General features: G+C 72.6%; 28 protein-coding genes. 26 read left to right on the top strand and 2 right to left on the bottom strand.

From position 1 onward, the window contains the following. From rho to ABWK99_RS02090, 23 genes are all read left to right on the top strand, one after another. Positions 1–933 (top strand): transcription termination factor Rho (gene rho, locus ABWK99_RS02200; RefSeq protein ID WP_372593054.1); only part of this gene is annotated, 933 nt, incomplete at its 5' end. Between the two features lie 153 nt (positions 934–1,086). Continuing rightward, positions 1,087–1,305, top strand: coding sequence for a 50S ribosomal protein L31 (gene rpmE / locus ABWK99_RS02195; protein ID WP_372593053.1), 219 nt, complete (start codon positions 1,087–1,089; stop codon positions 1,303–1,305). A 96-nt stretch (positions 1,306–1,401) separates the two neighbouring features. After that, positions 1,402–2,496: a peptide chain release factor 1 gene (gene prfA / locus ABWK99_RS02190; protein WP_372593052.1), complete on the top strand. Its 1,095-nt coding sequence runs from the start codon at positions 1,402–1,404 to the stop codon at positions 2,494–2,496. Next, positions 2,493–3,422, top strand: coding sequence for a peptide chain release factor N(5)-glutamine methyltransferase (gene prmC / locus ABWK99_RS02185; RefSeq protein ID WP_372593051.1), 930 nt, complete (start codon positions 2,493–2,495; stop codon positions 3,420–3,422). Before prfA ends, prmC begins: the two co-directional genes overlap by 4 nt. Positions 3,423–3,435: 13 nt before the next feature. Further along, positions 3,436–4,071: an L-threonylcarbamoyladenylate synthase gene (locus ABWK99_RS02180; RefSeq protein WP_372593050.1), complete on the top strand. Its 636-nt coding sequence runs from the start codon at positions 3,436–3,438 to the stop codon at positions 4,069–4,071. Next, positions 4,068–5,240 (top strand): MraY family glycosyltransferase, encoded by a 1,173-nt coding sequence (locus tag ABWK99_RS02175; RefSeq protein WP_372593049.1) that lies wholly within the window; start codon positions 4,068–4,070, stop codon positions 5,238–5,240. Before ABWK99_RS02180 ends, ABWK99_RS02175 begins: the two co-directional genes overlap by 4 nt. A 1-nt stretch (position 5,241) precedes the next feature. Next, the gene (locus tag ABWK99_RS02170; RefSeq protein ID WP_372593048.1) at positions 5,242–5,706 is read left to right on the top strand and encodes a hypothetical protein; all 465 of its coding nucleotides are present in this window, start codon (positions 5,242–5,244) and stop codon (positions 5,704–5,706) included. Positions 5,707–5,791: 85 nt separating this feature from the next. Further along, complete coding sequence (gene atpB, locus ABWK99_RS02165) at positions 5,792–6,646, top strand: F0F1 ATP synthase subunit A (RefSeq protein WP_372593047.1); 855 nt, start codon at positions 5,792–5,794, stop codon at positions 6,644–6,646. A 77-nt stretch (positions 6,647–6,723) separates the two neighbouring features. Further along, complete coding sequence (gene atpE, locus ABWK99_RS02160; RefSeq protein ID WP_372593046.1) at positions 6,724–6,954, top strand: ATP synthase F0 subunit C; 231 nt, start codon at positions 6,724–6,726, stop codon at positions 6,952–6,954. Continuing rightward, entirely contained in the window at positions 6,954–7,529 is a 576-nt protein-coding gene (locus ABWK99_RS02155; protein WP_372593045.1) for a F0F1 ATP synthase subunit B, read from the top strand. The genes atpE and ABWK99_RS02155 overlap by 1 nt, the downstream gene beginning before the upstream one ends. Next, positions 7,529–8,344 carry a F0F1 ATP synthase subunit delta gene (locus ABWK99_RS02150; protein ID WP_372593044.1) on the top strand — a complete coding sequence of 272 codons (816 nt, stop codon included), beginning with the start codon at positions 7,529–7,531 and terminating at the stop codon, positions 8,342–8,344. The genes ABWK99_RS02155 and ABWK99_RS02150 overlap by 1 nt, the downstream gene beginning before the upstream one ends. Before the next feature lie 76 nt (positions 8,345–8,420). Then, a complete protein-coding gene (gene atpA / locus ABWK99_RS02145) occupies positions 8,421–10,055 on the top strand; it encodes a F0F1 ATP synthase subunit alpha (protein WP_372593043.1) in 1,635 nt (544 codons plus the stop codon). A 2-nt stretch (positions 10,056–10,057) separates the two neighbouring features. After that, positions 10,058–10,954 carry a F0F1 ATP synthase subunit gamma gene (locus ABWK99_RS02140; protein ID WP_372593042.1) on the top strand — a complete coding sequence of 299 codons (897 nt, stop codon included), beginning with the start codon at positions 10,058–10,060 and terminating at the stop codon, positions 10,952–10,954. Positions 10,955–11,020: 66 nt separating this feature from the next. After that, positions 11,021–12,499 (top strand): F0F1 ATP synthase subunit beta, encoded by a 1,479-nt coding sequence (gene atpD, locus ABWK99_RS02135; protein WP_372593041.1) that lies wholly within the window; start codon positions 11,021–11,023, stop codon positions 12,497–12,499. Continuing rightward, positions 12,499–12,780, top strand: a complete 282-nt coding sequence (locus ABWK99_RS02130; protein ID WP_372593040.1) for a F0F1 ATP synthase subunit epsilon — start codon at positions 12,499–12,501, stop codon at positions 12,778–12,780. The genes atpD and ABWK99_RS02130 overlap by 1 nt, the downstream gene beginning before the upstream one ends. Before the next feature lie 13 nt (positions 12,781–12,793). Next, the gene (locus tag ABWK99_RS02125; protein WP_372593039.1) at positions 12,794–13,222 is read left to right on the top strand and encodes a DUF2550 family protein; all 429 of its coding nucleotides are present in this window, start codon (positions 12,794–12,796) and stop codon (positions 13,220–13,222) included. Next, the gene (gene nucS, locus ABWK99_RS02120) at positions 13,222–13,917 is read left to right on the top strand and encodes an endonuclease NucS (RefSeq protein WP_372593038.1); all 696 of its coding nucleotides are present in this window, start codon (positions 13,222–13,224) and stop codon (positions 13,915–13,917) included. Before ABWK99_RS02125 ends, nucS begins: the two co-directional genes overlap by 1 nt. 84 nt (positions 13,918–14,001) lie before the next feature. Continuing rightward, complete coding sequence (gene pdxH / locus ABWK99_RS02115; RefSeq protein WP_372593037.1) at positions 14,002–14,652, top strand: pyridoxamine 5'-phosphate oxidase; 651 nt, start codon at positions 14,002–14,004, stop codon at positions 14,650–14,652. 131 nt (positions 14,653–14,783) lie between these two features. Further along, on the top strand, positions 14,784–16,217 hold the full coding sequence (locus tag ABWK99_RS02110; RefSeq protein WP_372593036.1) for a glycoside hydrolase family 1 protein: 1,434 nt from the start codon (positions 14,784–14,786) through the stop codon (positions 16,215–16,217). A 65-nt stretch (positions 16,218–16,282) separates the two neighbouring features. Beyond that, complete coding sequence (locus tag ABWK99_RS02105; RefSeq protein WP_372593035.1) at positions 16,283–16,582, top strand: hypothetical protein; 300 nt, start codon at positions 16,283–16,285, stop codon at positions 16,580–16,582. Further along, positions 16,579–17,379 (top strand): HAD family hydrolase, encoded by an 801-nt coding sequence (locus tag ABWK99_RS02100; protein WP_372593034.1) that lies wholly within the window; start codon positions 16,579–16,581, stop codon positions 17,377–17,379. The genes ABWK99_RS02105 and ABWK99_RS02100 overlap by 4 nt, the downstream gene beginning before the upstream one ends. Positions 17,380–17,389: 10 nt before the next feature. Continuing rightward, positions 17,390–18,163: an alpha/beta hydrolase gene (locus tag ABWK99_RS02095; RefSeq protein ID WP_372593033.1), complete on the top strand. Its 774-nt coding sequence runs from the start codon at positions 17,390–17,392 to the stop codon at positions 18,161–18,163. 52 nt (positions 18,164–18,215) lie between these two features. Beyond that, positions 18,216–19,037, top strand: coding sequence for an alpha/beta fold hydrolase (locus ABWK99_RS02090; protein WP_372593032.1), 822 nt, complete (start codon positions 18,216–18,218; stop codon positions 19,035–19,037). Here ABWK99_RS02090 and ABWK99_RS02085 read toward each other — a convergent pair. Both ABWK99_RS02085 and ABWK99_RS02080 read right to left on the bottom strand, forming a co-directional pair. Continuing rightward, positions 19,034–19,462 (bottom strand): hypothetical protein, encoded by a 429-nt coding sequence (locus ABWK99_RS02085; protein ID WP_372593031.1) that lies wholly within the window; start codon positions 19,460–19,462, stop codon positions 19,034–19,036. The two genes, ABWK99_RS02090 and ABWK99_RS02085, sit on opposite strands and share 4 nt — an antisense overlap. Continuing rightward, the gene (locus ABWK99_RS02080) at positions 19,455–21,656 is read right to left on the bottom strand and encodes a hypothetical protein (protein ID WP_372593030.1); all 2,202 of its coding nucleotides are present in this window, start codon (positions 21,654–21,656) and stop codon (positions 19,455–19,457) included. Before ABWK99_RS02080 ends, ABWK99_RS02085 begins: the two co-directional genes overlap by 8 nt. Positions 21,657–21,837: 181 nt before the next feature. Between ABWK99_RS02080 and ABWK99_RS02075 the strand changes: the two genes are divergently transcribed. The 3 genes from ABWK99_RS02075 to ABWK99_RS02065 are packed head-to-tail and all read left to right on the top strand — an operon-like array spanning position 21,838 to position 25,624. Then, positions 21,838–23,694 carry a hypothetical protein gene (locus ABWK99_RS02075; protein ID WP_372593029.1) on the top strand — a complete coding sequence of 619 codons (1,857 nt, stop codon included), beginning with the start codon at positions 21,838–21,840 and terminating at the stop codon, positions 23,692–23,694. Further along, the gene (locus tag ABWK99_RS02070; RefSeq protein WP_372593028.1) at positions 23,691–24,671 is read left to right on the top strand and encodes a hypothetical protein; all 981 of its coding nucleotides are present in this window, start codon (positions 23,691–23,693) and stop codon (positions 24,669–24,671) included. Before ABWK99_RS02075 ends, ABWK99_RS02070 begins: the two co-directional genes overlap by 4 nt. Before the next feature lie 29 nt (positions 24,672–24,700). After that, positions 24,701–25,624 carry a tetratricopeptide repeat protein gene (locus ABWK99_RS02065; protein ID WP_372593027.1) on the top strand — a complete coding sequence of 308 codons (924 nt, stop codon included), beginning with the start codon at positions 24,701–24,703 and terminating at the stop codon, positions 25,622–25,624. Positions 25,625–25,667: the final 43 nt, after the last annotated feature.

The following is a 25,667-nucleotide window of genomic DNA, read 5'->3' as shown; positions in this document are numbered from 1 at the left end:
CTCGACTCCGTCAACGGGATGAGCCCCGAGGAGTCGCGGACGCGCGCCGAGTTCGGCAAGCTGACGCCGCTGTACCCCCAGGAGCGCCTGCGCCTGGAGACGGACGCGAAGGTGCTCACCACGCGGGTCATCGACCTCGTGGCTCCGATCGGCAAGGGCCAGCGCGGACTGATCGTCTCGCCGCCCAAGGCGGGCAAGACGCTCGTGCTCCAGGCGATCGCGAACGCGATCACCACGAACAACCCCGAGGTCCACCTCATGGTCGTGCTCGTCGACGAGCGACCGGAGGAGGTCACGGACATGCAGCGCACGGTGAAGGGCGAGGTCATCGCCTCGACCTTCGACCGTCCGGCGGACGACCACACCACGGTCGCCGAGCTCGCCATCGAGCGTGCCAAGCGGCTGGTGGAGCTCGGCCAGGACGTCGTCGTGCTGCTCGACTCGATCACCCGGCTGGGCCGCGCGTACAACATCGCCGCGCCGGCCTCCGGGCGGATCCTGTCGGGTGGTGTCGACTCGAGCGCGCTCTACCCGCCCAAGCGCTTCTTCGGCGCGGCGCGCAACATCGAGCACGGTGGCTCGCTGACGATCCTCGCGACGGCCCTGGTCGAGACGGGCTCCAAGGCGGACGAGGTCATCTTCGAGGAGTTCAAGGGCACCGGGAACATGGAGCTCAAGCTCTCCCGGCAGCTCGCGGACAAGCGGATCTTCCCCGCGGTCGACGTCGACGCCTCAGGCACGCGCCGCGAGGAGATCCTCATCCCGGCGGACGAGCTCAAGATCAACTGGAAGCTGCGCCGCGTGATGAGCGCGCTGGACCAGCAGCAGTCGATCGAGCTGCTGCTCTCCAAGCTCCGCGAGACGCAGTCCAATGTCGAGTTCCTGCTCCAGGTGCAGAAGACGACGCCTGCGACGCAGGGCCGCGACGACTGATCCTCGGCCGACCCGCACTCCATCTGCGGGTCGGCCTGAGCACCGCCGGGAAGGTTTTCCCCAGCGGCGGTGTTCTGGCAGACTGTCCCCTCGGTCTCCGGTTCACGTGCACGATCCCGTGCTCGACCCGGCGGCCTCCGATAGGAGAAACCCGTGAAGAAGGACATCCACCCGCAGTACGTCGCCACCACGGTGACGTGCACCTGTGGCAACACGTTCGAGACCCGCAGCACCGCGACGTCGGGCCAGATCCACGCCGACGTGTGCTCCGCGTGCCACCCGTTCTACACGGGCAAGCAGAAGATCCTCGACACCGGTGGCCGCGTGGCCCGCTTCGAGGCTCGCTACGGCAAGAAGGCTGCCTCCAACTAGCTCTTCCGACGCCGGCGAGTGGCCCCTGTGGGCCGCTCGCCGGCGTTCGTCGTCCGGGCGCCAGGCCCGAGACGGGACCGAGCACGGGGGATGGGCATGTACGAGACCTTCGCATCGGTGGAACCGATGCTCCAGGAGCACGCCGACCTGGAGCGCGAGCTGGCCGACCCCGAGCTGCACCTCGATGCGGGGCGGGCCCGTCGCGTCGGTCGCCGCTACGCCGAGCTGGGCCGGGTCGTCGCGGCCTACCGCACGTGGGAGCGCGCCGAGGGCGACGCGCGAGCCGCTGCCGAGCTCGCCGAGCTCGACGAGGCCTTCGCTGCCGAGCTGCCGGCGCTGAGCGCGGCTGCCGAGGAGGCCTCGCAGGCCCTGCGCAGCGTGCTCATCCCGCGCGACCCCGACGACGGGCGCGACGCGCTGCTGGAGATCAAGGCGGGGGAGGGCGGCGCCGAGTCCGCGCTGTTCGCCGGAGACCTGCTGCGGATGTACCAGCGCTACGCCGAGCGACGCGGGTGGTCGACCGAGATCCTCGAGCTCACCGACTCCGATCTCGGCGGGGTCAAGGACGCGACGCTCGCGGTGAAGGCGCGCGGGGTCACGGACCCCGCCGATGGCGTCTGGGCGCACCTGAAGTACGAGGGCGGCGTGCACCGCGTGCAGCGGGTGCCGGTCACCGAGTCCCAGGGGCGGATCCACACCTCGGCCGCCGGCGTGGTCGCGCTCCCGGAGGTCGACGACGCCGGCGAGGTCGAGATCGACCCGAACGACCTGCGGATCGACGTCTACCGGTCCTCGGGCCCTGGCGGGCAGTCGGTCAACACCACGGACTCCGCCGTGCGGATCACCCACCTGCCCACGGGGCTGGTCGTCTCCTGCCAGAACGAGAAGTCCCAGCTCCAGAACAAGGAGCAGGCGATGCGGATCCTGCGGGCCCGGCTGCTCGCCGCCCAGCAGGAGGAGGCGGCGGCCGCGGCGTCGGAGGTGCGACGCTCGCAGGTGCGGACGGTCGACCGTTCCGAGCGGATCCGCACGTACAACTTCCCGGAGAACCGGATCGCCGACCACCGCACGGGGTACAAGGCCTACAACCTGGACCAGGTGCTCGACGGCGACCTCGATCCCGTCATCCGTTCGGCGATCGAGGCCGACGAGGCCGCCCGGTTGGCCGCCACGGGAGGGACCGCCCCGTGAGCGCGGGCGCGGAGCGCACCCCGGCGGCGGGTGCCCCGCAGCCCGGTGCCGCCCTCTCCGAGGCCCTCCGCGCGGGTGCCGCGCGGTTGGCCGCTGCGGGCATCGCCTCCCCGCGGGTCGACGTCGAGCTGCTCGCCGCGCACCTGCTCGGGGTCGATCGGGGTGGAGTCCAGCTCGCGAGCCTGCGCGGGGACCCGGCTCCCGATGGCCTCGACGCGCTCCTCGCCCGACGGGCCGAGCGCGTCCCGCTCCAGCACCTGACCGGATCGGCGCCGTTCCGTCGGCTCGAGCTGGCGGTGGGGCCCGGTGTCTTCGTGCCACGGCCGGAGACCGAGCAGGTGGCCCAGGTGGCGATCGACGAGGCTCGGCGCGTCGCGTCGTCCACGGGAGCGGTGCGGGTCGTGGACCTGTGCACCGGGAGCGGGGCGATCGCCATCGCCGTGGCGGACGAGGTCCCGACCGCCGTGGTCCACGCCGTCGAGCTCGATGCCTCCGCCCACGCCTGGGCGTCGCAGAACGTCGCCCGGCTCCTCGCGGGCGCGCGTGTGGTGCTGGTCCGCGGTGACGCCCGTACCGCCCTCGGTGAGCTGGACGGGACGGTCGACGTCGTCGTGTCGAACCCGCCGTACATCCCGCCGGACGCCGTGCCCGTCGACCCGGAGGTCCGTGACCACGACCCGGGGGTCGCGCTCTACGGGCTCGGCTCCGACGGGCTCGCGGTGCCGCGCGGGATCGTCGCCGCCGCAGCGCGGCTGCTGGCGCCCGGTGGACTCCTCGTGATGGAGCACGCGGAGGTGCAGGCCGCCGCGGCGCGCACGATGCTGCACGCCACGGGTCGGTTCGGCGAGATCGGGACGAGGACGGATCTCGGCGGGCGCGAGCGCATGGTGGTCGGGCGGCGGACGCACGCCCGGGGCCGGGCATGAAAGACTCGCGGGCGTGATCCTCGACTGCACTCAGGAGGGCACCTGGGGCCCTTCCCTCGACGAAGCCGTGAACGCGCTCGGTCGCGGTGGGCTCGTCGTGCTCCCGACCGACACCGTCTACGGCATCGCTGCCGATGCGTTCGCGCCGGCAGCCGTCGCGGCCCTGCTCGCCGCGAAGGGCCGGGGCCGTCAGATGCCGCCACCCGTGCTGGTCCCCGACGTGCGCACTCTCGACGGGTTGTGCACCGACGTCCCCGATGCGGTGCGGGAGCTGCTCGCCGCGTTCTGGCCGGGCGGGCTGACCGTGATCTGCCGCGCGCAGCCCTCGCTCGCCTGGGACCTGGGGGAGACCCGGGGAACGGTCGCGGTGCGGATGCCCGACCACCCGGCGGCCCTCGCCCTGCTGCGCCGGACGGGACCCCTCGCGGTGTCCAGCGCCAACCTCACGGGCCGCCCGGCCGCGCTCACCGCGCAGGAGGCGCACGAGCAGCTCGGCTCCGCCGTCGACGTCGTGCTCGACGGCGGAGCGGCACCCGGCGGGGTCGCCTCGACCATCCTCGACGCGACCGACGGGCTCCGTCTCGTCCGGGCCGGTGCTATCGACCTCGAGGCCCTGCGCGCCGTCGCCGAGGTCCAGGACGGCGGATGAGGGTCTATCTGCTCCTGGCGCTCGTCGCGGCGGCCGGCACCTACCTGGCCACGCCGCTCGCACGACGGTTCGCCGTGCGGGTCGGCGCGATCACGGCGCTCCGGGCGCGCGACGTGCACGTCGTGCCGATCCCTCGGCTGGGCGGCCTGGCGATGCTGGCGGGGATGGCTCTCGCCTTCGTGCTCGCCTCCCGGATGCCCTTCCTCGCAGGGGTCTTCGAGTCGGGCGCGATGTGGGGGATCCTCGGCGCGGCCGCGGCGGTCTCCCTGCTCGGGGCTGCCGACGACGTCTGGGAGCTCGACTGGGTGACCAAGCTCATCGGTCAGGTCCTCGCGGCCGGGTTGCTCGCCTGGTGGGGCAGGGTCCAGCTCTACGCGCTGCCGACGGGGACGAGCCTGACGATCACCTCCGGCCGGACCTCGCTCCTGCTGACCGTGCTCGCCGTCATCGTCGCGATCAACGCCGTGAACTTCGTCGACGGTCTCGACGGACTCGCCGCGGGGGTGGTCGCGATCGGCGGCGCAGGGTTCTTCCTCTACAGCTACCTGCTCACCCGGAACATCTCGGTGGACTACGCGAACGCCGCGAGCGTCGTCGTGGCCGTGCTCGTCGGCGCGTGCATCGGCTTCCTCCCGCACAACGCGCACCCCGCCAGGATCTTCATGGGCGACTCGGGCTCGATGCTCATCGGGCTCACCTTCTCCGCCTCGGCGATCCTGGTCACCGGGCAGGTGGACGCCGCGACCCTCACCGCCCGCCAGCAGGCGCCCGCCTTCGTCCCGCTCGTGCTCCCTGTCGCCGTGCTGCTGCTCCCGCTGCTGGACATGGGGCTGGCAGTGGTGCGCCGTCTCAAGGCAGGCACCTCGCCCTTCCGGCCGGACCGGCTCCACCTGCACCACCGGATGCTGCAGATCGGCCACTCGCATCGTCGAGCGGTGGCGATCCTCTACCTGTGGACCGCGCTCTTCGCCTTCGGCGGCGCCTCCCTCATGGTGTGGACCACGACGCAGGCCCTCATCGCCTTCGGCGTGGCCGCCGGGATCGCCCTCGCGCTCACCCTCGGCCCCCTGCGTGGCCGCTCGACCCCGCGCCACGAGCCGCACACCGTCCCGGATGGCGAGACCGCCGCGGGACCCGATCCCACGCCTGCCGGCACCCAAGGAGACTGACATGACCGACGGACCTCTCGACGGATCGGCTGGTGCCCCCGGGGCCGCGAGCGCCGACGCAGCGCGCGCCGTCTTCCGCCGCGCGCTGCGGGACATGCTCATCCTGGTCGGGGTCCTCGCGGTGCTCGGAGTCGCCATCGGTGCGCTCGTCGCCCCGGTGGCCTCGAAGGGCGTCTGGGGAGCCCTGATCGGCGCGGCGATCGCGCTGGTCTTCAGCGGGACGACGGTGCTCACGATGCTCAGGACCGCCGACTCCTCCGTCACCACCACGGGCGCCGTCGTGCTGGGCGGGTGGCTCCTGAAGATGATCGTGCTGATCGCCGTCTTCGCCGTGCTGCGCGAGATGGACTTCTACGACCGCACGGTGCTGGCCGTGGTGACGATCGCGGGCGTGCTCGGCTCGGTCGCCCTGGACTACCGGGCCGTGGTCACCGGTCGGGTGCCCTACGTCCAGCCGGGAGCCTGAACCGTCCGGATGGCCGACTCGCGTCGAGGCACGGGAGTGTATGGGCTACCATTTCGGCGAACCAAGGACCTCCCGATGACGCGCTGTGTCGGGCCGGTGCCTACCGTCCTCGATCTGGGAGCTCGCCCTGTCCATCGTTGCGACGAATCTGCTGCTCGCCGCGTCCGAGTCCGACAGCGGCTTCCATGCCCCGTCCATCGCGGAGTTCTTCCCCGAGGCGCTGCTCTTCGGCGGGACGCCGTTCGAGATCAACCGCATCATCCTCGTGCGCCTGGTCACGGCCGCAGCGCTCATCGCGGTGATGATGCTCGCGGCGCGTAGCGCGAAGCTCGTCCCGGGTCGCGGTCAGAACCTCGCCGAGATGGGGCTGGACTTCGTCCGCGTGCAGATCGCTGAGGAGACGCTGGGCCGCAACGCCCGTCGCTTCCTGCCGATGCTCACGACGATCTTCTTCGCCGTCCTCGCCTTCAACATCACCGGCGTGGTCCCGCTGCTCAACATCGCCTCGACCTCGCTGATCGGCATGCCCCTCGTGCTCGCCGCCTGGGTCTACGTCATGTACCTGGCCGTGGGGATCAAGAAGTTCGGCGTCGGCGGGTACCTGAAGAACAACCTGCTTCCGCCGGGTCTCCCGCCGTTCCTCTACGTGCTGGTCACCCCGATCGAGGCCCTGCAGGTCTTCCTGTTCCGCCCGGCCACGCTCGCTCTGCGACTCACGGCGAACATGATCTCCGGGCACCTCATCCTGGTGCTCTGCTTCTCCGGCACCCAGTTCTTCCTCTTCGGCGCCACCGGGATCCTCAAGGGTGCTGCGGTGGTCTCGCTCGCAGCCGGGATCGCGTTCACGCTGTTCGAGATCCTCGTCGCCGTCCTCCAGGCGTACATCTTCACCCTCCTGTCGGCCGTCTACCTGAACATGGCGGTCGAAGAGGAGCACTGAGACGACACGCTCGCGCACCTCGTGCGGGCGACCACCCGACGCCCCCACGGGGGCGCCTCACGGAAGGAACACCGCTAGTGGACAGCACCACGCTCGCCGCCGTCAGCGGCAACGTCGCGACCATCGGTTACGGTCTCGGCACGCTCGGCCCCGGCATCGGCCTCGGCATCCTCATCGGCAAGGCACTCGAGGGCATCGCCCGTCAGCCCGAGGTCGCCGGCCAGCTCCGCACGACCATGTTCATCGGTGTGGCATTCGTCGAGGTGCTCGCGCTGCTCGGCCTGGTCACCGGCTTCCTGTTCGTGTGATGACGCCCTTCCTGCAGGCCGCGGCGATCGTCGCCGAGGGCGAGGCCGGGGTGATCAACCCGCTGCTCCCGGCCGACTACGACCTGTTGTGGTCGACGGTCGTCGCCCTGGCGATCGGCCTCGCGTTCTACAAGTACGTCATGCCGAAGTTCCAGGCGATCCTCGACGAGCGCACCGCGAAGATCGAGGGCGGTATCGCCAAGGCGGAGCAGGTCCAGGCCGAGGCAGCCGACGCGCTCGCTGCGTACCACCAGCAGCTCGCCGAGGCACGCGCCGAGGCGGCCCGGATCCGCGAGGACGCGCGCACCGAGGGCGGCGCGATCGTCGCGGAGCTCCGTGCGAAGGCCTCCGAGGACGCGAGCCGCATCGTCGAGACGGCCCAGCGCCAGATCGAGGCCGAGCGCACCCAGGCGACGGTCGCGCTCCGCGCGGACATCGGCACGCTGGCCACCGAGCTCGCCTCGCGCATCATCGGGGAGTCGCTCGCGGACCAGGCGCTGCAGTCGCGTGTCGTCGACCGCTTCCTCGAGGAGCTCGACGAGAGCACCACGGCCGCGGCCGGCAAGGAGGCGTGATGCGCGGGACCAGTGCGGCGTCACTCGCGAGGGTGCAGGCGGGCTTCGAGCCCGTGCTGCGCCAGGCGAAGCGCAACGCGGCGACGCTCGGCGGGCAGCTGTTCACGGTGGTCGACGCGCTCACCGCGTCGGGCTCGCTGCGGCGCGCGCTGAGCGACCCGTCGCGCTCCGGTGACGACAAGGCCGCCCTGGTCCGTGCGCTGCTCTCCTCCGGGGCGGACAAGCGCGTCGTCCACGTGGTGGAGGAGCTGGCCAGGGCACGCTGGACCTCCGACGCCGATCTGGTGGACGCGGCAGAGGAGATGGCCGCGGACGCGGTGCTCGCCTCCGCCCAGGCGGCCGGGACGTTGCCGACGGTCGAGGAGGAGATCTTCCGCTTCGAGCGTGTGCTCATCGGCCAGCGGGAGCTGCGCCGCGCACTGACCGATCGCGCGGCTCCGCCCGAGAGCAGGGCGGCGCTCGTCGCCTCGCTGCTCCAGGGCAAGGCGCAGCCCGCGACCATCCAGCTCGTCTCGCAGGCCGCCTACGGCCCGCGAGGTCGCACGATGTCGGCGATGCTCGGCCGCATGGTCCGGCTCTCGGCGCGCCGCCGCCAGCTCCTCGTCGCCCTGGTCACCGCTGCTGCCCCGCTGAGCAGTGCTCAGCTCGAGCGGCTCTCGGCGACCCTGGAACGCGCGTACGGACGCGCGGTGCAGATCAGCGTCGCCGTGGACCCCCGGGTCATCGGCGGTATGAGGGTGCAGGTCGCAGGGCACGTGGTCGACTCCACGACCCTCGGCCGGCTCGAGGACGTTCGACGCAGACTCGCCGGCTGACCGGCCCATCAGACACTCGGGCCCCCGGCCCGCGCAGCACGCAGACCGCCCCGGCGGTCACGACAGGAGGCAGAGCATGGCTGAGCTGACGATCAAGCCCGAAGAGATCCGGGCGGCGCTGGACAGCTTCGTTGCGTCGTACACGCCCGAGGGCGCAGTGCGCGAGGAGGTCGGCCGCGTCACCCTCGCCGGTGATGGCATCGCACAGGTGGAGGGCCTGCCCGGGTGCATGGCCAACGAGCTCCTCGAGTTCGAGGACGGCACCCTCGGCCTCGCGCTGAACCTCGACGTGCGCGAGATCGGTGTGGTCATCCTCGGTGAGTTCACCGGTGTCGAGGAGGGCCAGGTCGTGCGCCGCACGGGCGAGGTGCTCTCGGTCGCCGTCGGTGACGGGTACCTCGGGCGCGTCGTGGACCCGCTGGGCAACCCGATCGACGGACTGGGTGAGGTGGCGACCGAGGCGCGTCGTGCCCTCGAGCTCCAGGCCCCCGGCGTCATGTCCCGCAAGAGCGTGCACGAGCCCCTCCAGACGGGCCTCAAGGCGATCGACGCGATGATCCCGATCGGTCGCGGTCAGCGCCAGCTCATCATCGGCGACCGCCAGACCGGCAAGACGGCCATCGCGATCGACACGATCATCAACCAGAAGGCCAACTGGGAGACCGGCGACCCGACCAAGCAGGTCCGCTGCATCTACGTCGCGATCGGCCAGAAGGGCTCGACGATCGCCGCCGTGCGGGGAGCGCTCGAGGAGGCCGGCGCGCTGGAGTACACGACGATCGTCGCTGCTCCCGCCTCCGACCCCGCGGGCTTCAAGTACCTCGCCCCGTACACCGGTTCGGCCATCGGCCAGCACTGGATGTACGACGGCAAGCACGTGCTGATCATCTTCGACGACCTCTCCAAGCAGGCCGAGGCCTACCGCGCCGTCTCGCTGCTGCTGCGCCGCCCGCCGGGCCGTGAGGCGTACCCCGGTGACGTCTTCTACCTGCACTCCCGTCTGCTCGAGCGTTGTGCGAAGCTCAGCGACGAGCTGGGTGCCGGCTCGATGACCGGTCTCCCGATGATCGAGACCAAGGCCAACGACGTGTCGGCGTACATCCCGACCAACGTCATCTCGATCACCGACGGCCAGATCTTCCTCCAGTCGGACCTCTTCAACGCCGACCAGCGGCCGGCGGTCGACGTCGGCATCTCGGTCTCCCGCGTCGGCGGTTCCGCTCAGGTCAAGGCGATGAAGAAGGTCGCCGGCACGCTCAAGATCGACCTCGCGCAGTTCCGGTCGCTCGAGGCGTTCGCGATGTTCGCCTCGGACCTGGACGCTGCGTCCCGTCAGCAGCTCACGCGTGGTGCCCGACTCATGGAGCTCCTCAAGCAGCCGCAGTACACGCCGTACCCGGTCGAGGACCAGGTCGCGTCGATCTGGGCCGGTACCAAGGGCAAGCTGGACCGCGTCCCGCTGCACGAGGTCCGGCGCTTCGAGCGCGAGATGCTCGACCACCTGCGCCGCCACACGGACGTCCTGACGACGATCGCCACGACGGGCCAGCTCTCGGACGAGACGGAGGCAGCCCTCGAGGCGGCGATCGACGAGTTCGGCGCGGGCTTCCTGGTCACCGAGGCCACGGGCATCGGGACCACGGCCGTCGAGCCGGGCGAGCCCGAGGCCGATGTCGCGCAGGAGCAGATCGTCAAGCAGAAGCGGGGCTGAGCGTGGCGGGTCAGCAGCGTGTCTACCGGCAGCGGATCCGGTCGACCCAGTCGCTGAAGAAGATCTTCCGCGCGATGGAGCTCATCGCTGCCTCGCGCATCGGCAAGGCCCGGGCGCGGGTCACCGCTGCCGGGCCCTACGCACGGGCGATCACCCAGGCCGTCTCGGCCGTGGCCACCCACGCGGGGGTCGACCACCCGTTGACGACCGAGCGACCGGACGCCCGTCGGGTGGCCGTGCTCGTCGTCACGGCCGACCGGGGCATGGCGGGTGCCTACTCGGCATCCGTGCTGCGCGAGGCCGAGCGCCTGATCGACCGGCTGAGCGCCGTGGGCAAGGAGGCTGTCGTCTACGCGGCCGGCCGTCGTGCCGTGTCCTACTTCTCCTTCCGCAACCGCGAGCTCGCCGCTCGCTGGACCGGGGAGTCGGACTCGCCGTCCTCCGAGCTGGTCCAGGAGGTCTCGGACACCCTGCTCCAGGCCTTCCTCCTGCCGGAGGACGAGGGCGGTGTCGGCGAGCTGCACATCGTCTACACGCAGTTCGTCAACATGGTCACGCAGACGCCCCAGGTGCTGCGCATGCTTCCGCTCGAGGTCGTCGAGGCCGAGGTGGCGGACCCGCACGCCGAGGCCCTGCCGCTGTACGAGTACGAGCCGTCCCCCGAGGTCGTGCTCGACGCACTCCTCCCGCGGTACGTGCAGAGCAGGATCCGGTCCTGCCTGCTCCAGTCCGCTGCGTCCGAGCTCGCCTCGCGTCAGCGCGCGATGCACACGGCGACAGACAACGCCGAGGACATCATCCGGACCTACACGCGACTGGCGAACCAGGCGCGTCAGTCCGAGATCACCCAGGAGATCAGCGAGATCGTGTCCGGCGCCGACGCGCTGGCCGCCTCCTGATCCGGCTCCACCCAGACCAGCACAAGACCCGCAGCTGACCAGCACGGTCGAAAGGCAGGAAGACAGATGACAGCGACCACCACCGGCTCGGCCCTCACCCCCGCGGCGGCGGCCCCCACGGGTCGTGTCGCTCGAGTGATCGGCCCCGTCGTCGACATCGAGTTCCCGGCCGACGCGCTGCCCGAGATCTACAACGCGCTGACGGTCCCGATCGACCTCGCGGCCCAGGGCGAGGGCGAGACCTCCTTCACCCTGACGCTCGAGGTCGCCCAGCACCTCGGCGACGCGATGGTGCGCGCGATCGCGCTCAAGCCGACCGACGGACTCGTGCGCGGTTCCGTGGTCACCGACACGGGTGCGGCGATCAGCGTGCCGGTCGGCGACGTCACCAAGGGCCACGTGTTCAACGTGACCGGCGAGGTGCTCAACCTCAAGGAGGGCGAGACGCTCGAGGTCACCGAGCGCTGGCCGATCCACCGCAAGCCCCCGGCGTTCGACCAGCTCGAGTCGAAGACCTCGATGTTCGAGACCGGGATCAAGGTCATCGACCTGCTCACCCCGTACGTGCAGGGTGGGAAGATCGGCCTCTTCGGCGGTGCCGGCGTCGGCAAGACGGTCCTGATCCAGGAGATGATCTACCGCGTCGCGAACAACCACAACGGTGTCTCGGTGTTCGCCGGCGTCGGGGAGCGCACCCGTGAGGGCAACGACCTCATCGACGAGATGACCGAGTCGGGGGTCATCAAGCAGACCGCCCTGGTCTTCGGCCAGATGGATGAGCCGCCGGGCACGCGTCTGCGCGTCGCCCTGTCGGCACTGACCATGGCGGAGTACTTCCGCGACGTCCAGAAGCAGGACGTGCTGCTCTTCATCGACAACATCTACCGGTACACGCAGGCCGGTTCCGAGGTCTCGACGCTGCTCGGCCGGATGCCCTCCGCCGTCGGCTACCAGCCGAACCTCGCGGACGAGATGGGCCAGCTCCAGGAGCGGATCACCTCGACCCGTGGCCACTCGATCACCTCCCTCCAGGCGATCTACGTGCCGGCCGACGACTACACCGACCCGGCCCCGGCCACGACGTTCGCCCACCTCGACGCGACCACGGAGCTCTCGCGTGAGATCGCCTCGCGTGGTCTGTACCCCGCCGTGGACCCGCTGACCTCGTCCTCGCGCATCCTCGACCCCCGCTTCGTGGGCAAGGACCACTACGAGACGGCCGTCCGGGTCAAGCAGATCCTCCAGCGCAACAAGGAGCTGCAGGACATCATCGCGATCCTCGGTGTCGACGAGCTGTCCGAGGAGGACAAGATCGTCGTCTCGCGGGCGCGCCGCATCCAGCAGTTCCTCTCGCAGAACACCTACATGGCCACGCAGTTCACCAACGTGCCGGGCTCGACGGTCCCGCTGACCGAGACGGTCGAGGCGTTCAGCAAGATCGCCGACGGTGACTTCGACCACATCGCCGAGCAGGCCTTCTTCAACATCGGTGGCCTGGAGGACCTCGAGCGCAACTGGGCCCGGATCCAGAAGGAGATCGGCTAGTGGCGAACCTCGCCGTCGACCTCGTCGCGGCCGACCGGACCGTGTGGTCCGGTGAGGCCGTGATGGTCAGCGCGCCGGCCGCCGACGGGGACATCGGGATCCTGCCGGGTCACGCCCCCGTCCTGGCCGTGCTCAGGGCCGGCTCGGTCCGCATCCGTGGGGTGGACGGGGCGGTGCAGGAGGCTCAGGTCGACGCCGGGTTCCTGTCGGTGGACAAGGACCAGGTCACGATCGTCGTCGACCAGGCCGTGGCGCCCGGCGCCACGGCCGCGGGGAACTGAGGGCAGACCACAGGTGGAGGTACTCCCGGAGCTGATCGGTGTGGGCGCGCTCGCGCTCGTCGCCGCGCTGGTGATCGGGTTGTTCCTCTCCCGCCAACGGGCGCTGACGCGTCGGGTCGGCTCGTTCGTCTGCGCCGTGCGCCCCGAGGGCGCAGCGTCCGGACCGTGGGTCGAGGGCGTCGCGCAGTACGGGCGCGCAGAGCTGCGCTGGTGGCGCTCGTTCTCGCTCGCCCCTCGCCCGCGGCTGGTCTGGCCGCGTGACCACCTGGAGATCCTCGAGCGAACGGTGCTGGACGAGATGGACGAGCTGGGCAGGCCGATGATCCGGGCGCGGATCCGCGTCGGGGCCGTGGGCTACGAGATCCGGCTCTCCTCGGCGCCCTACGCCGGGATGGTCAGCTGGGTGGAGGCAGGGCCGCGCACCGTGGGGAGCTCGAGCTGATGAGGCTCGTCGTGGCCCGGTGCGCTGCGCACTACACGGGGCGGCTCTCCGCGCACCTGCCGACGGCGACCCGGCTCATCGTGGTCAAGGCGGACGGCAGCGTCCTGCTGCACTCCGACGGAGGCTCGTACAAGCCGCTGAACTGGATGAGTCCGCCCTGCTCCCTCGCGGTCCTCGACCCCGACGACGAGGCCGCCGCACGGGGCGTGAGCGCCGTCTGGCACGTCCAGCACACGAAGTCCGACGACAGGCTCGAGATCGAGCTCTTCGACGTCCTGCACGACACGGCGCACGAGCTCGGGGTGGACCCCGGCCTCGTGAAGGACGGTGTCGAGGCGCACCTCCAGGCTCTCCTCGCCGAGCAGATCCAGGTGCTCGGGGCGGGTCACGTGCTGGTGCGACGGGAGTTCCCGACGGCGATCGGCCCGGTGGACATCCTCGCCAGGGACGCCGGTGGACGGGCAGTGGCGGTCGAGATCAAGCGACGCGGCGACATCGACGGAGTGGAGCAGCTCACGAGGTACCTCGAGCTGCTCAACCGCGACCCGCACCTCGCGCCGGTCCGCGGAGTGTTCGCCGCCCAGGAGATCAAGCCCCAGGCCCGGGTCCTGGCGACGGATCGGGGCATCGACTGCCTGGTCCTGGACTACGACGCCCTCCGTGGGATGGACGACGTGCACGCCCGTCTCTTCTGAGCCGAGGCGGTGCCGCGGGGACAGCGGGGACAGCCGTTCGACGATCACCGTGCGATGGGGGCTGCCGAGCGGCAGGATCGGGTCATGGACCGTCCCGTCGACCACCTCGCCGCCCTCCGTCGCAGCTACCTGCTCGGGAGCCTCGACGAGACGCAGGTGGATCCCGACCCCGTCGTCCAGCTCGGCAGGTGGCTGGCCGAGGCGGGGGACGCCGGCCTGGTCGAGCCGAACGCGATGGTCCTGGCGACCGTCGACGAGGACGGGTTCCCCGCGGCGCGCACCGTCCTGCTCAAGGGCCTCGACGAGCGGGGCCTGACGTTCTTCACCCAGCGACGCTCGGCCAAGGGCCGGCAGGTGCTCGCGCACCCCCACGCGGCCGCCGTGTTCCCGTGGCACGGGATGGACCGGCAGGCGATCGTGCGGGGGAGCGTGACGGAGGTGGAGCGGCCGGAGGTCGAGGAGTACTTCGCCTCGCGGCCCCGTGGCAACCAGCTCGCCGCCTGGGCGAGCGAGCAGTCGACCGTCGTCCCGGACCGTGCGGCACTCGAGAGCGCGTACGCGGCGGCGGAGCAGCGCTGGGAGGGGACGGCCGTCCCGCTCCCCGAGCACTGGACGGGGTTCCGTCTCGCCCCGGTCGCGATCGAGCTCTGGCAGGGCAGGCGCGACCGCCTGCACGACCGGCTGCGCTACCGCCGGACGGGGTCCGGCTGGGCCCTGGAGCGACTCGCGCCCTGACCCTGCTCCCGGTCGGGCCGTCGTTCTCGGGTTCCCCGTGACGGGACCGGTCTCAGCGGGCCCGCCCCGGTGAGGGACGAGGGGCCGTGGAGTGCTACCGTCGCCGCGGTCAACGGTCTAGCGGAGGTGCAGTGGTGAGCAGGGTCTTCCCCGAGGGGTTCGTCTGGGGTGCGGCGACGGCGTCGTACCAGATCGAGGGAGCGGCAGCAGAGGACGGCCGCGGCCCGTCGATCTGGGACACCTTCAGCCGGGTCCCCGGTGCGGTGCTGGACGGGCACACGGGCGATGTCGCGGCCGACCACTACCACCGCGTGCCCGAGGACGTGGCGCTCATGCGTGAGCTGGGCCTTGACGCCTACCGCTTCTCCATCGCGTGGCCGCGGATCCAGCCGACCGGCTCGGGACCGGCGGTGCGCGCGGGTCTGGACTTCTACTCCCGACTCGTCGACGAGCTGCTCGCGGCCGACATCGCGCCGGTCGCCACCCTCTACCACTGGGACCTGCCGCAGGCCCTGGAGGACGAGGGCGGCTGGATGAACCGCGAGACCGCGTACCGGTTCGCCGACTACGCCGCGATCATGGCGACCGAGCTGGGAGATCGCGTCGCGATGTGGACGACGCTCAACGAGCCGTGGTGCTCGGCCTTCCTGGGCTACACCTCCGGCGGTCATGCGCCGGGGCGGACCGAGGGCGGTGCCTCGCTCGCGGCCGTGCACCACCTCAACCTCGCCCACGGACTGGCCGCACGAGCGGTGCGGGGCGTGCTGGGCGAGGAGGCGCCCGTCTCGGTGACGCTCAACCTGCACGTCACCCGGGCGGACACCCCGGCGGACGCGGCGGCCAAGGCCCGCATCGACCGGATCGCCAACGAGGTGTTCCTCCAGCCGATGATGGAGGGTTCCTACCCGGAGCAGCTCCTGGCCGAGACCTCGCACCTGACGGACTGGTCCTTCGTGCGCGACGGCGACCTGGAGACCATCGCCGTCCCGCTCGAGGTGCTCGGCGTGAACTACTACTCCACGGGCCGCGTGCGCACCGGCACGGACGTCGCGCTCCCGGAGCCGGGGACGCCCGCAGCAGACGGCCACCGCGCGGGCCAGGCGAGCCCATGGCTCGGTTGTGACGACATCGAGTGGCTCAAGCAGCCCGGTCCGTACACGGCGATGGGCTGGAACGTCGACCCGCAGGGCATGACGGACCTGCTCCTCGAGCTCCACGAGCGCTACCCCCACCAGCCGCTGATGATCACCGAGAACGGCGCTGCCTTCGACGACGTCGTCGCCCCCGACGGTCGCATCCACGACGAGGACCGCGTCGCCTACCTCGCCGGGCACCTGGAGGCCGTCGGGAGGGCCATCGACGCCGGCGCGGACGTGCGCGGGTACTTCCTGTGGTCGCTGATGGACAACTACGAGTGGGCCTACGGCTACCACAAGCGCTTCGGGATGATCCGGGTCGACTACGACACCCTGGAGCGCACGTTGAAGGACTCGGCGCACTGGTACCGCGAGGTCGTGCGGACCTCGACGCTCCAGCCCGTCGAGATCGCTCCCCGGCTCGGCTGACCCGCGCAGCAGGGGTGCGTCGGCCCTGCGGTGGCCGGCGCCCCCGCGACGGGCACAATGGGGCCATGGCGCGTCGGTCGAGCAAGAGGCCCTGGGCCGCGGAGCATCCCGAGCTCGACGTGACGCGGGCCCGCGGGGGCACCCGGCGCGAGGACGCCGCCGACGGCGTGTGGACCGTGCGGACGATCAGCGCGGCGGCGGCCGTCAAGGGCTACGTCTGCCCGGGCTGCCGGCAGGAGATCCCGCCGGGAACGGCCCACCTCGTCGCATGGTCCGAGGACGCGTGGGGCGGGCCGGAGGCGGGGCTCTCGGACCGCCGCCACTGGCACCGGGGCTGCTGGGACGCTCGAGGGAGGCGCCGATGAGACCCCGACTCGTCGCGACCGACCTGGACGGCACCCTGCTCGACGCCGCCGGACGGCTCTCGAGCAGGACGGCCCGCGTCCTCGACGCCCTTGCCCAGGCCCGGATCGAGGTGCTGTTCGTCACGGCCCGCCCGCCCCGGTGGCTGGACGACCTCGTGTCGGCGGTCTCGGGGCACGGCACCGTCGTCTGCCTCAACGGGGCACTGGTCATCGACGTGGCCACCGGCAGCGAGCTCGAGTCGCACCCCTTGGCCGGCGCGCTGGTGCGCGAGCTCCTCACGGACCTGCGCTCGGCCCTGCCCGGTGCGCGGTTCGCAGCCGAGCGGAGCACCGGGCTCGCCGTCGAGCGCGGATTCCCCCCTCGCGGACAGCTCCCGCGGGGGACCCCGGTGGCCGAGCTCCTCGAGGACCTCCTCGACGACACCACGGGGAAGCTCCTCGCTCGCTTCGACGTCCCGGACGGCGACCTGGGGTCGCGGGTGGCCGAGGTCCTCGCGGGCCGCGCCCTGGTCGCGGACTCCGGGGCCGTCGGTCTTGCCGAGATCACGGCTCCGGGGGTCACGAAGGCCGCCGCCCTCGCGCGGTGGGCGACCGCTCGGGGGATCGCGGCGCAGGAGGTCTGGGCCTTCGGCGACATGCCGAACGACCTGGAGATGCTGCGCTGGGCAGGACGGGCGTGCGCCGTCGCCAACGCGCACCCCGCGGTCCTCGCCGTCGCCGACGTCGTCTGCGGCCCGCACGACGAGGACGGGGTGGCCGCCTACCTCGAGCAGACCCTCCTCGCCGTGCGCGACTAGGCTCGTGATGATGAGCATCGAGCAGACCGGCGCGAGCGCCGAGATCAGGGCCCTGAGCGTTCTTCCCGCGCGCCGTGAGGAGATCGAGCTGCACACGGCGGACGGGCTCACCCTCGTCGGTGAGCTGGCGCTGCCCGCCGAGCGCGAGCCGGTGGCCACCCTCGTGACCCTGCACCCGTTGCCCACGCACGGCGGGTTCATGGACTCCCACGTGCTCCGCAAGGCCGCGTGGCGGCTCCCCGCGCTCGCGGACCTCGCGGTCCTGCGGTTCAACACGCGGGGGACCGCGAGCCCGCGCGGACGCAGCGAGGGGACCTTCGACGGGGGAGACGCCGAGCGGTTCGACGTGGCCGCGGCGATCGAGTTCGCCGAGTTCACGGGGCTGCCTCGGCCCTGGCTGGTCGGCTGGTCCTTCGGGACGGAGCTGGCTCTCATGCACGGGGCGGACCCCGCGGTCGAGGGGGCGATCCTGCTCTCCCCGCCGCTGAGCAGGGCGACCGACGCCGATCTCGACGAGTGGGACCGCTTCGGACGTCCGCTGGTCGCCCTGGTGCCGGAGCTCGACGACTTCCTGCAGCCGGAGGAGGCCCGTCGCAGGTTCGCCCGGGTGCACCAGGCCGAGGTGATCGGCGTGGACGGAGCCAAGCACCTCTGGGTCGGGGAGGCCTCGGTCCGGCGGGTGCTCGACGAGATCGTCGCTCATGTGCTGCCAGGACACCCCCCGCTGCCCACGACCTGGGCCGGGACGATCGGCACGGCGTCGGGGGCCGACGAGGTGCGCTGAGGCACCCTTCAGGACCGCTGCACAGTCTTCTTCCACCACGAGGAGGGTCAGGATGACGATCGACGGACTTCTTCAGCTGCACACCCTGCGCGCGGGCGCTCCGGGGGCGGTCCCGTTGGTGCTGCTGCACGGCTTCCCCCTGGACCACAGGATGTGGTTCGACGTCACCCCGCTCCTGGCCGGCGAGCCCTGGGTTCTCGCCCCCGACCTTCCCGGTTTCGGCACCTCGCCGACCGGGCCCGACGTCGCGCAGACCGTCGGTGGCTCGGGGCCGAGCATCGAGGTGATGGCCGACGGGGTCGCCGCGACGCTTCGCGCCGCCGGTGTCGACCGGGCCGTCGTCGCGGGTCTGTCCATGGGAGGCTACGTCGCCATGGCGCTCGTCGAACGGCATCCCGAGCTGGTCGCGGGCCTGGCACTGCTGGACACGAAGGCGACGGCCGACGCCGAGCAGGCCCGTGCGCGTCGGCTCGAGATCGCGGGCACGGTCGAGATCGAGGACACGATCGAAGCCGTGCTCGGGATGCGTTCGGCGCTCCTCGCCCCGGCCCACCGGACCGGCCGACCGGACCTGGTCGAGCGGCTGGAGGCATGGATCCGCGACCAGGGCCCCGACGGCGTCGCGTGGGCGCAGCGCGCCATGGCGGCCCGCCCGGACCGCTCGGCCGTGCTCGCCGCCTTCGACGGTCCGTCGGTGGTCGTCGTGGGGGAGTTCGACGAGCTGTCGCCGCCCGAGGTGGCGCGCGAGATGGTCGGACTGCTCAGCGATGCCGAGCTCGTCGTGGTCCCAGCAGCCGGGCACATGACGACCATCGAGAACCCTGAGCCCGTCGCTGCGGCGCTGACCGGCCTCCTGGGCCGGGTGCGGGACTAGTCGTCCGTGCCGGCGCGCTCGAGGACGAGGGCGAGGGCGTCCGGGAGGTCGATCGACTCCCCGTCGCGTCCGCCCTTGCCCAGCACGAGGGGCGGATCGCTCGGGGCGAGGGTGACACCGGCGAGCATCGAGCGGAGGCTGGCCGGCACCCCGAGCACGTAGAACGAGCCGTCGGTGCCGACGGCCACCGACTCGTTGCGGCGCAGGTACCAACCCGTGGTGGTGGTGCGGTAGCGGTGGCGGCCGTCGTAGCTGCGCGCGCGGAGCGGCACGGGATCCAGCCCGCGTCGTCGTGCCTCCGCGACGAAGTCGACGAGCAGGGCGTGGGCCGCTGCGCTCTCCTCGGCGCGTCGCCGCAGCAGGGCACGTTCGTGCTCGGCCGCGGCGTCCCGTCGCCGCTCCCGCCAGTCGTCGTCCTCAGGCACCCCGACCCGCTCGCGTGCGCGGTGCAGCCTTCGCGGGTGCGGCCGCCTCCGTCGACGGCTCGTCCTCGGCGGCGGGCTCCTCGCCCTTCTCGGAGTCGCTCGCGTCCGCTGCCTGATCGGCGTCGGGCTGCTCGGCGTCGGGCTGCTCGGCCGCCGCCTGCTCGTCCGCCTCCTGGCCGACGTGTGCCTCGGCGTCCTCGACCCCGGCGGGGGAGGCCTCGTCGGAGCCCTCCGTCGACTCGGTGTCCGCGACTCCCGCCGCGGCGAGACGCTTCTCGGCGTCCTCGACCTTCTTCAGGGTGCGCTGAGAGGGGACGGGCTCGTTCCCGAGCAGGTTGCGCAGCTCGTCCAGGTACGAGGTGATCGCCTCGCGCTGGCGGTTGAGGTCCTCGACCTGCCGCTGCGCTGTGGTCCGCTCACGCTCGGCCTCGGACATCGACTCCGAGAGGGTGTGCTCGGCATGCTCGCGCGCCTCTGCGACCACTCGGTCGGCGTTGCGTCGAGCGTTGGAGAGCAGGTCCTTGGCGTGCTCGTCGGCCTCCCGGCGGATCTTCTCCGCCTGCTCGAGTGCGTTGGCCACGCGCTGCTCCGCATCGGCGGCATGCGCCTCGGCATCGGCGACGAGCTTCTCCGTCGCGATCCGCGCCGCCTCGTGCTGCTCGGTGTCGGCCTTCTCCGCGGCCTCGCGCCTGGTCGCGATCTCGATCTCCGCGTCGGCGAGGGCCCGGGTGGCTGCGGTGCGCTCGGCCTCGGCCTCGGCCGCCGCCGCGGAGGTGACGTCCGCCGCCGCGCGCCGCGCCTCGGACAGGAGGCGGTCGACCTCGAGCCGGGTCTGCTCGCGCAGCTCGGAGGTCTCGCGCCCGGTCGTCTCGCGCAGCTCCCGCGCCGCGCGCTCGGTCGAGCTGCGCAGCTCGGTGGTCTCGCGCTCGGTGGTCTCGCGCAGCTCGGTGGTCTCCCGCTCCGCCGTGACGCGCAGATGACCCGTCTCCCGCTCCGCAGCCTCGCGCAGCTCGGTGGTCTCCCGCTCGGCGGCGGCTCGCAGTGCGGCGCTGTACTCCTCGGCCTCCGCCTGCATCTCGGCGAGCTCGGCGGCCAGGGCGTTGCGGGCGGCGGTCGCCTCGTCGGAGACGGCTGAGCGGAGCTCGGCGACCTCTCGGTCGGCGGTCGCCCGGACGAAGGCGGCGTACTGGTCGGCCTCGGTGCGCAGGGCCGTCGCCTCGGTCTCGGCGTGGGTCTTGAGGGACCGTGCCTCGCGCTCGGCTGCGGCGCGCACGCCGTCGGCTGCCTCCTGTGCCTCGCGGCGCAGCAGCGCGACCTGCTCGTCGGTCGCCTTGCGGAGCTCTGCGGTCTCCTGCTGGGCCTGCGCGCGCAGCGTGGCTGCGTACTCCTCGGCGTCGCCACGCAGGGCGGCGGCGTCGGACTCGGTGCGCTGGCGCAGCGCAGCCGTCTCGGACTCGGTGCGCTGGCGCAGGGTGCTGGTCTCGGCGTCGGCGGTCGACCGCAGGTCCTGGACGTAGCGCTCGGTCTCGTCGCGCAAGGCCGTGGTCTCGGCGGCCGTCCTGCTCCGCAGCTCCGCCGCTGCGCTCTCGGTGCTGACCCGGAGCTCGGTGGTCTCCCGCTCGACGGTCGCGCGCAGGGTGCCGAGCTCGCGCTCGAGCCCGGTCCGGCGCTCGGACTCCTCGGTCGCGATCGCCGAGGAGATCCGGGCTGCCTCGCGCTCGGCCGAGCTCACGAGCTCCTCGGCCCGGCGCTGCGCGTTGGTCAGGGTGCTCTCGGCCTCGGAGCTCGCGGTGGTCCTGACCTCCTCCGCCTCACGCCGCGCCGTGGCGAGCAGCTCGGCGACCTCGTTCTCGGCACGCGCACGCAGCTGACCGCTCGCGAGCTTGGCTCGGGCCATGGCGTCGGCGGCCTGCGCGTTCGCCTGGGCCACGACGTCCGAGGACTGCTCCTCCGCCGAGCGCAGCAGCTGCTCGATGCGGGAGCCGAGGCCGGAGTAGGTCGGGCGCTCGGCCTCGCGCAGCTGGCGGTGCGCCTCCGACAGCTCCCCGGAGACCTGCATCGCCCTGGCGTCGAGCTGCTCGACCTGGGCACGGGCGCCGGCGAGCTGTTGCTCGAGCTGGGCGAGGCGCTGCTCGACCTGGGTGCGCTCGTACCCGCGCATGACGACCGGGAAGATCGAACGGTCCTCGGGCACTGCTACCTCCTGGAGCTCTGGATCTGCCGGTCCTGGCACGAGATCGGACCTGACCCTCGCGCGTGCACGAGGTGGCCGGAGGCCAGCCTATCGGCCCGATGTGCGTACCCTCACCCGGTACCGCGCGCACGACCCCGGCGTGCACGCCTATCCTGGGACGTCACGTCGGAAGGGACCCCCTGTGCTCCAGCGCGCGCTCGCGTCGCTGCTCTGCCTGCTCGGCATCGCGGCGATCGCCCTCGGGATCGCCTCCGCGACCCTCTGGCGGCCTGCCGACACGCTCGTCGCCTCGCTCCGGGTGGACGAGGGAATCGTGCTGACCGACCCAGGCGTCCTGGAGATGGCAGCGACGACGGTGACCGTCTCCGCACGAGCGGTGACGGGCGAGGTCGTCCTGGCGATCGGCCGCACTCAGGACGTCACGGCGTGGGTGGGTCAGGACGCCGCCGTCCGGATCACCGGGCTGGAGAGCCGGACGCGGCTGAGCGGCACGGCAGAGGCGGTCGAGCCGACCGCGACGCCGACGCCGAGCGCCACGCCGAGCGACGAGGACTCCGCGTCCCCGACGTCCGAGGAGAGCGCCGATCCGGCGGAGGCCACCGAGGAGGAGGCCGCGTCCGAGGCGCTCCCGCCGGATCCCACCGGCTCTGACCTGTGGGTCCAGGAGGCGACCGGGACCCCGGCCGCCCAGCTGGCCTGGACCCAGGAGGCCGGGCGGTGGAGCGCCCTCGCGGTCGCGACCGACGGAGGCCCGGTCACCCTCGAGCTGACCTGGCCTCAGGTGGTCACCACACCCTGGCGGCTGCCGGGCATCGTCGTGGGCTCCGTGCTGCTGCTCGCGGGTCTCCTGTGGTGGGGTGTGCTCCTGCTGAAGCGCTACCGCCCCGAGGCCCTCCTCGGCGTTGCGGCACTGGCCGCGCAGCAACGATCGGCCCTTCTCGGCTCACGCGGGCGTGCCCGGGCGGACGGTGAGGCCCCCGGTGAGGTCGTCGGCGCGGGTGTGGGTGCCGAGCCCACTGAGGGAGCGGCGACGGACCTGCCCGCCGGCACCCGGCGTGCACGGCGGCTGCAGACCGGCTCGCAGCCCGTTGTCGTCGAGGCGAGCAGCACCGACCAGGGTCCCGCCGGCCCGAGCCCCGCCGGCGTCGACCGCGAGGTCGAGGGCGCTGGTACCGACGGCGTCGAGACCGTTGTCGGGTCCGAGTCCGTTCCCCTGACCAGGCGCGCGCTGCGGGAGCAGCGCGAGCGGGCCGAACGCGAGCGGGCCGCAGGGCACGGACGACCGGAACGCGGGAGCGAGGCCCCCGAGGTGCCGGTCGCCGCGCCCGATGCCACCTCCGCACCCGAGGCGAGCGTCCCCTCCGGTGCCGCGACCCCGCAGGAGGACGCGGCCGCCGGCCACGCGACCGAGCCCGACGTCGAGACGGGGACGCCCGCGGACGGGACGCCCGGCGTCCCCGAGACCCCGTCCCAGCGCTGGCCCTTCACGGGGCGCGGCCGGAGCGCGAGGACCGCCGACGACGTCGATCCGACCCCGAGCGTCGAGGGCGGGCCGGACGCCGAGGGCGGGCGGGCGGCTGAGCCTGGGAAGGATGCCGAGGCCGGGACGGACACCGAGGCCGGGACGGATGCCGAGGCCGGGACGGATGCCGAGGGCGGGACGGATGCCGAGGCCGGGCAGACCGCTGCTCCACGCACCTGGCGGTCGGTCTTCGGGCGTCGTCGCAGCGAGGAACCACCGCCGGCGCCGCTGCCTCCGGAACCGGACGAGGTGGCCAGGATCGGCACCATCGAGGTGCCGGTCGTCCCCGCACCGAGCGCCTCCGCCGACGCCTGGCGTCGCGCCTGGGGGCTCCCGTCGACCGCGACGAGCGGAACTGCCTGGACACCCCCGCAGCCGCCCGTTCTCCCCGGCGCTGACGCGGACAAGGACCACGCCCAGCAGGACGACGCCCAGCAGGACGACGCTGCCCAGCAGGATGACGCTGCCCGGCAGCACGACCATGGATCGTCGACCGGCCAGGAGGAGGAGCGATGAGGCGCGTGCGCAGCCTGGCTGCCGTCCTGGCCCTGAGCGCCGGGCTCGCGGCATGCGCTCCCGACCTGCCCACACCGGACCCGGAGGCCCTGCCGGCGATGGTTCCCGTCGCCGTCGGCGACGCCCAGGTGAGCCGGATCCTGGGAGAGGTGACGGCGACGCTCAGCGCGGCGGACGCGGAGCTCTCGGGCGACGCCCTGGCCCCGCGCGTGACGGGCACGGCTGCCGAGATCCGCGCCGCGCAGTACGTCCAGGCCGCGGCCGGTGCGGAAGGCGCGCTCACCGAGATCCCCGCCACGCCGCAGACCGTGATCGCCCCGGCGACCGACACGTGGCCCCGCACGATCATGGTGGTGACCACGGCGCCCGTCGACCTGCGGGCGCCCCTGCTGCTCACCCTCGTGCAGGACGCCCCGCGTTCGCCGTACTCGCTGGTGTCCTGGGCCCGGCTCTTCCCGGGGACGCAGATGCCCGCCACGGCGCAGCCGGAGCTCGGTAGCGACCCCGTCGCGAGCGACTCGACCGCGACGGCCGTGAGCCCGACGGACGTCCTTGCCCGCTACGTCGACGTGCTCAGCAGCGGTGCCGAGTCCGAGCACGCGGCTGCGTTCGCGGACGACCCGCTGCGGAACCGGATCGCCCAGCAGCGGGAGGGATGGACCACGGCGGTGGGGGAGCAGGGGTCGGTCACCGAGACCTATGAGGTCCTCGGGGACTCGCCCTACGCCCTTGCGACCGCCGACGGGGGTGCGATCGTCGTCGGCTCCCTCCGGACGGTCACGACGATCAACCTCGTCGACAGCACCCTGACCGTCGGTGCCGAGACCGCTGCCCTCCTGGGCGGGTCGACCGTCTCGACCAGCCTGGCGATCACCTGGGACAGTGTCGTGGCGTTCTTCGTCCCACCCGCCGGGTCGTCGGACCCGATCACCGTGCTCGGCGGCGAGCACGCACCGGTGTCGGTCACCGGCTCCTGACCCAACCCATCGAGCAGCATGAGGACCAGATGAGCACCACCCCCGGCCCCCGACCCTCTCTCGACGTCCGTGGGGCGGTCGACCTCTCGTCCCTCGGACGCAAGGCGACGCCTCCCCCCGGCGGATCGGCTGCACCGGACGGGCTCGTCGTCGACGTGACCGAGCAGAGCTTCGGCGAGGTGGTCCAGCGCTCGGTGGAGGTCCCCGTCGTCGTCGTGCTCTGGGCCGCGTGGAGCGAGGTCTCGACGACCCTCGTCAGCGAGCTCGTCGCCCTGGCCACGGAGTTCGGTGGCCGGTTCCTGCTGGCCCGGGTGGACGCCGAGGCGAACCCGCAGATCGCGCAGGCCTTCGGCGCCCAGTCCGTCCCGGCCGTCGTGGCAGTGCTCAAGGGCCAACCGGTGCCGCTCTTCCAGGGTGCGGCGAACCGCGAGGACGTGCGCGCCGTGCTCGGCCAGCTCCTCGAGGCGGCGAAGGCGAACGGGGTCACCGGGACCGTTGACGTCGCCCCCGTGGCGGAGGAGACGGCTCCCGCCGAGCCGCCGCTGCCGCCCCTGCACCAGGCCGCCTACGACGCGATCGAGGAGGGTGACCTCGACGCCGCCGCTGCGGCGTTCGGCCAGGCGCTGACCGAGAACCCCCGGGACGAGGACGCCAGGGCCGGGCTGGCCCAGGTCGGACTCATGCAGCGCACCGTGACGCTCGACCCGGCCGCGACCCAGGCGGCGGCCGCCGACGAGCAGGACCTGGACGCACAGCTCGCCCTCGCCGACCTGGAGCTCATGTCGGGCCTGGTCGCCGAGGCCTTCGACCGCGTGCTCGGCGCCGTCCGACGGTCGGCGGGTCCCGACCGCGACCGGGCGCGGGTCCGTCTGCTCGAGCTCTTCTCCGTCGTCGGCGACAGCGACGAGCGCACGCTCGCGGCACGCCGGGCGTTGGCCAGCGCGCTGTACTGACGTCGGGGCCGAGGACGGCGGGACGGTCGAGGGCGGGGGGCGG

This window comes from Actinotalea sp. (assembly GCF_041597215.1).
GTDB lineage: Bacteria > Actinomycetota > Actinomycetes > Actinomycetales > Cellulomonadaceae > Actinotalea.
Note: the sequence above shows the minus strand (reverse complement) of the source record. Positions and strands in the feature narration are given on the sequence as shown.

Excerpts from the sequence above, each read along its gene's own strand:
- pdxH (WP_372593037.1), top strand. The coding sequence starts at position 14,002 with ATGGACCGTCCCGTCGACCACCTCGCCGCCCTCCGTCGCAGCTACCTG.
- ABWK99_RS02170 (WP_372593048.1), top strand. The coding sequence starts at position 5,242 with ATGACCGACGGACCTCTCGACGGATCGGCTGGTGCCCCCGGGGCCGCG.
- ABWK99_RS02090 (WP_372593032.1), top strand. The coding sequence starts at position 18,216 with ATGACGATCGACGGACTTCTTCAGCTGCACACCCTGCGCGCGGGCGCT.
- ABWK99_RS02105 (WP_372593035.1), top strand. The coding sequence starts at position 16,283 with ATGGCGCGTCGGTCGAGCAAGAGGCCCTGGGCCGCGGAGCATCCCGAG.
- atpA (WP_372593043.1), top strand. The coding sequence starts at position 8,421 with ATGGCTGAGCTGACGATCAAGCCCGAAGAGATCCGGGCGGCGCTGGAC.
- nucS (WP_372593038.1), top strand. The coding sequence starts at position 13,222 with ATGAGGCTCGTCGTGGCCCGGTGCGCTGCGCACTACACGGGGCGGCTC.
- ABWK99_RS02095 (WP_372593033.1), top strand. The coding sequence starts at position 17,390 with ATGAGCATCGAGCAGACCGGCGCGAGCGCCGAGATCAGGGCCCTGAGC.
- ABWK99_RS02065 (WP_372593027.1), top strand. The coding sequence starts at position 24,701 with ATGAGCACCACCCCCGGCCCCCGACCCTCTCTCGACGTCCGTGGGGCG.
- prfA (WP_372593052.1), top strand. The coding sequence starts at position 1,402 with ATGTACGAGACCTTCGCATCGGTGGAACCGATGCTCCAGGAGCACGCC.
- ABWK99_RS02175 (WP_372593049.1), top strand. The coding sequence starts at position 4,068 with ATGAGGGTCTATCTGCTCCTGGCGCTCGTCGCGGCGGCCGGCACCTAC.
- ABWK99_RS02100 (WP_372593034.1), top strand. The coding sequence starts at position 16,579 with ATGAGACCCCGACTCGTCGCGACCGACCTGGACGGCACCCTGCTCGAC.
- ABWK99_RS02070 (WP_372593028.1), top strand. The coding sequence starts at position 23,691 with ATGAGGCGCGTGCGCAGCCTGGCTGCCGTCCTGGCCCTGAGCGCCGGG.
- ABWK99_RS02150 (WP_372593044.1), top strand. The coding sequence starts at position 7,529 with ATGCGCGGGACCAGTGCGGCGTCACTCGCGAGGGTGCAGGCGGGCTTC.
- ABWK99_RS02155 (WP_372593045.1), top strand. The coding sequence starts at position 6,954 with ATGACGCCCTTCCTGCAGGCCGCGGCGATCGTCGCCGAGGGCGAGGCC.
- atpD (WP_372593041.1), top strand. The coding sequence starts at position 11,021 with ATGACAGCGACCACCACCGGCTCGGCCCTCACCCCCGCGGCGGCGGCC.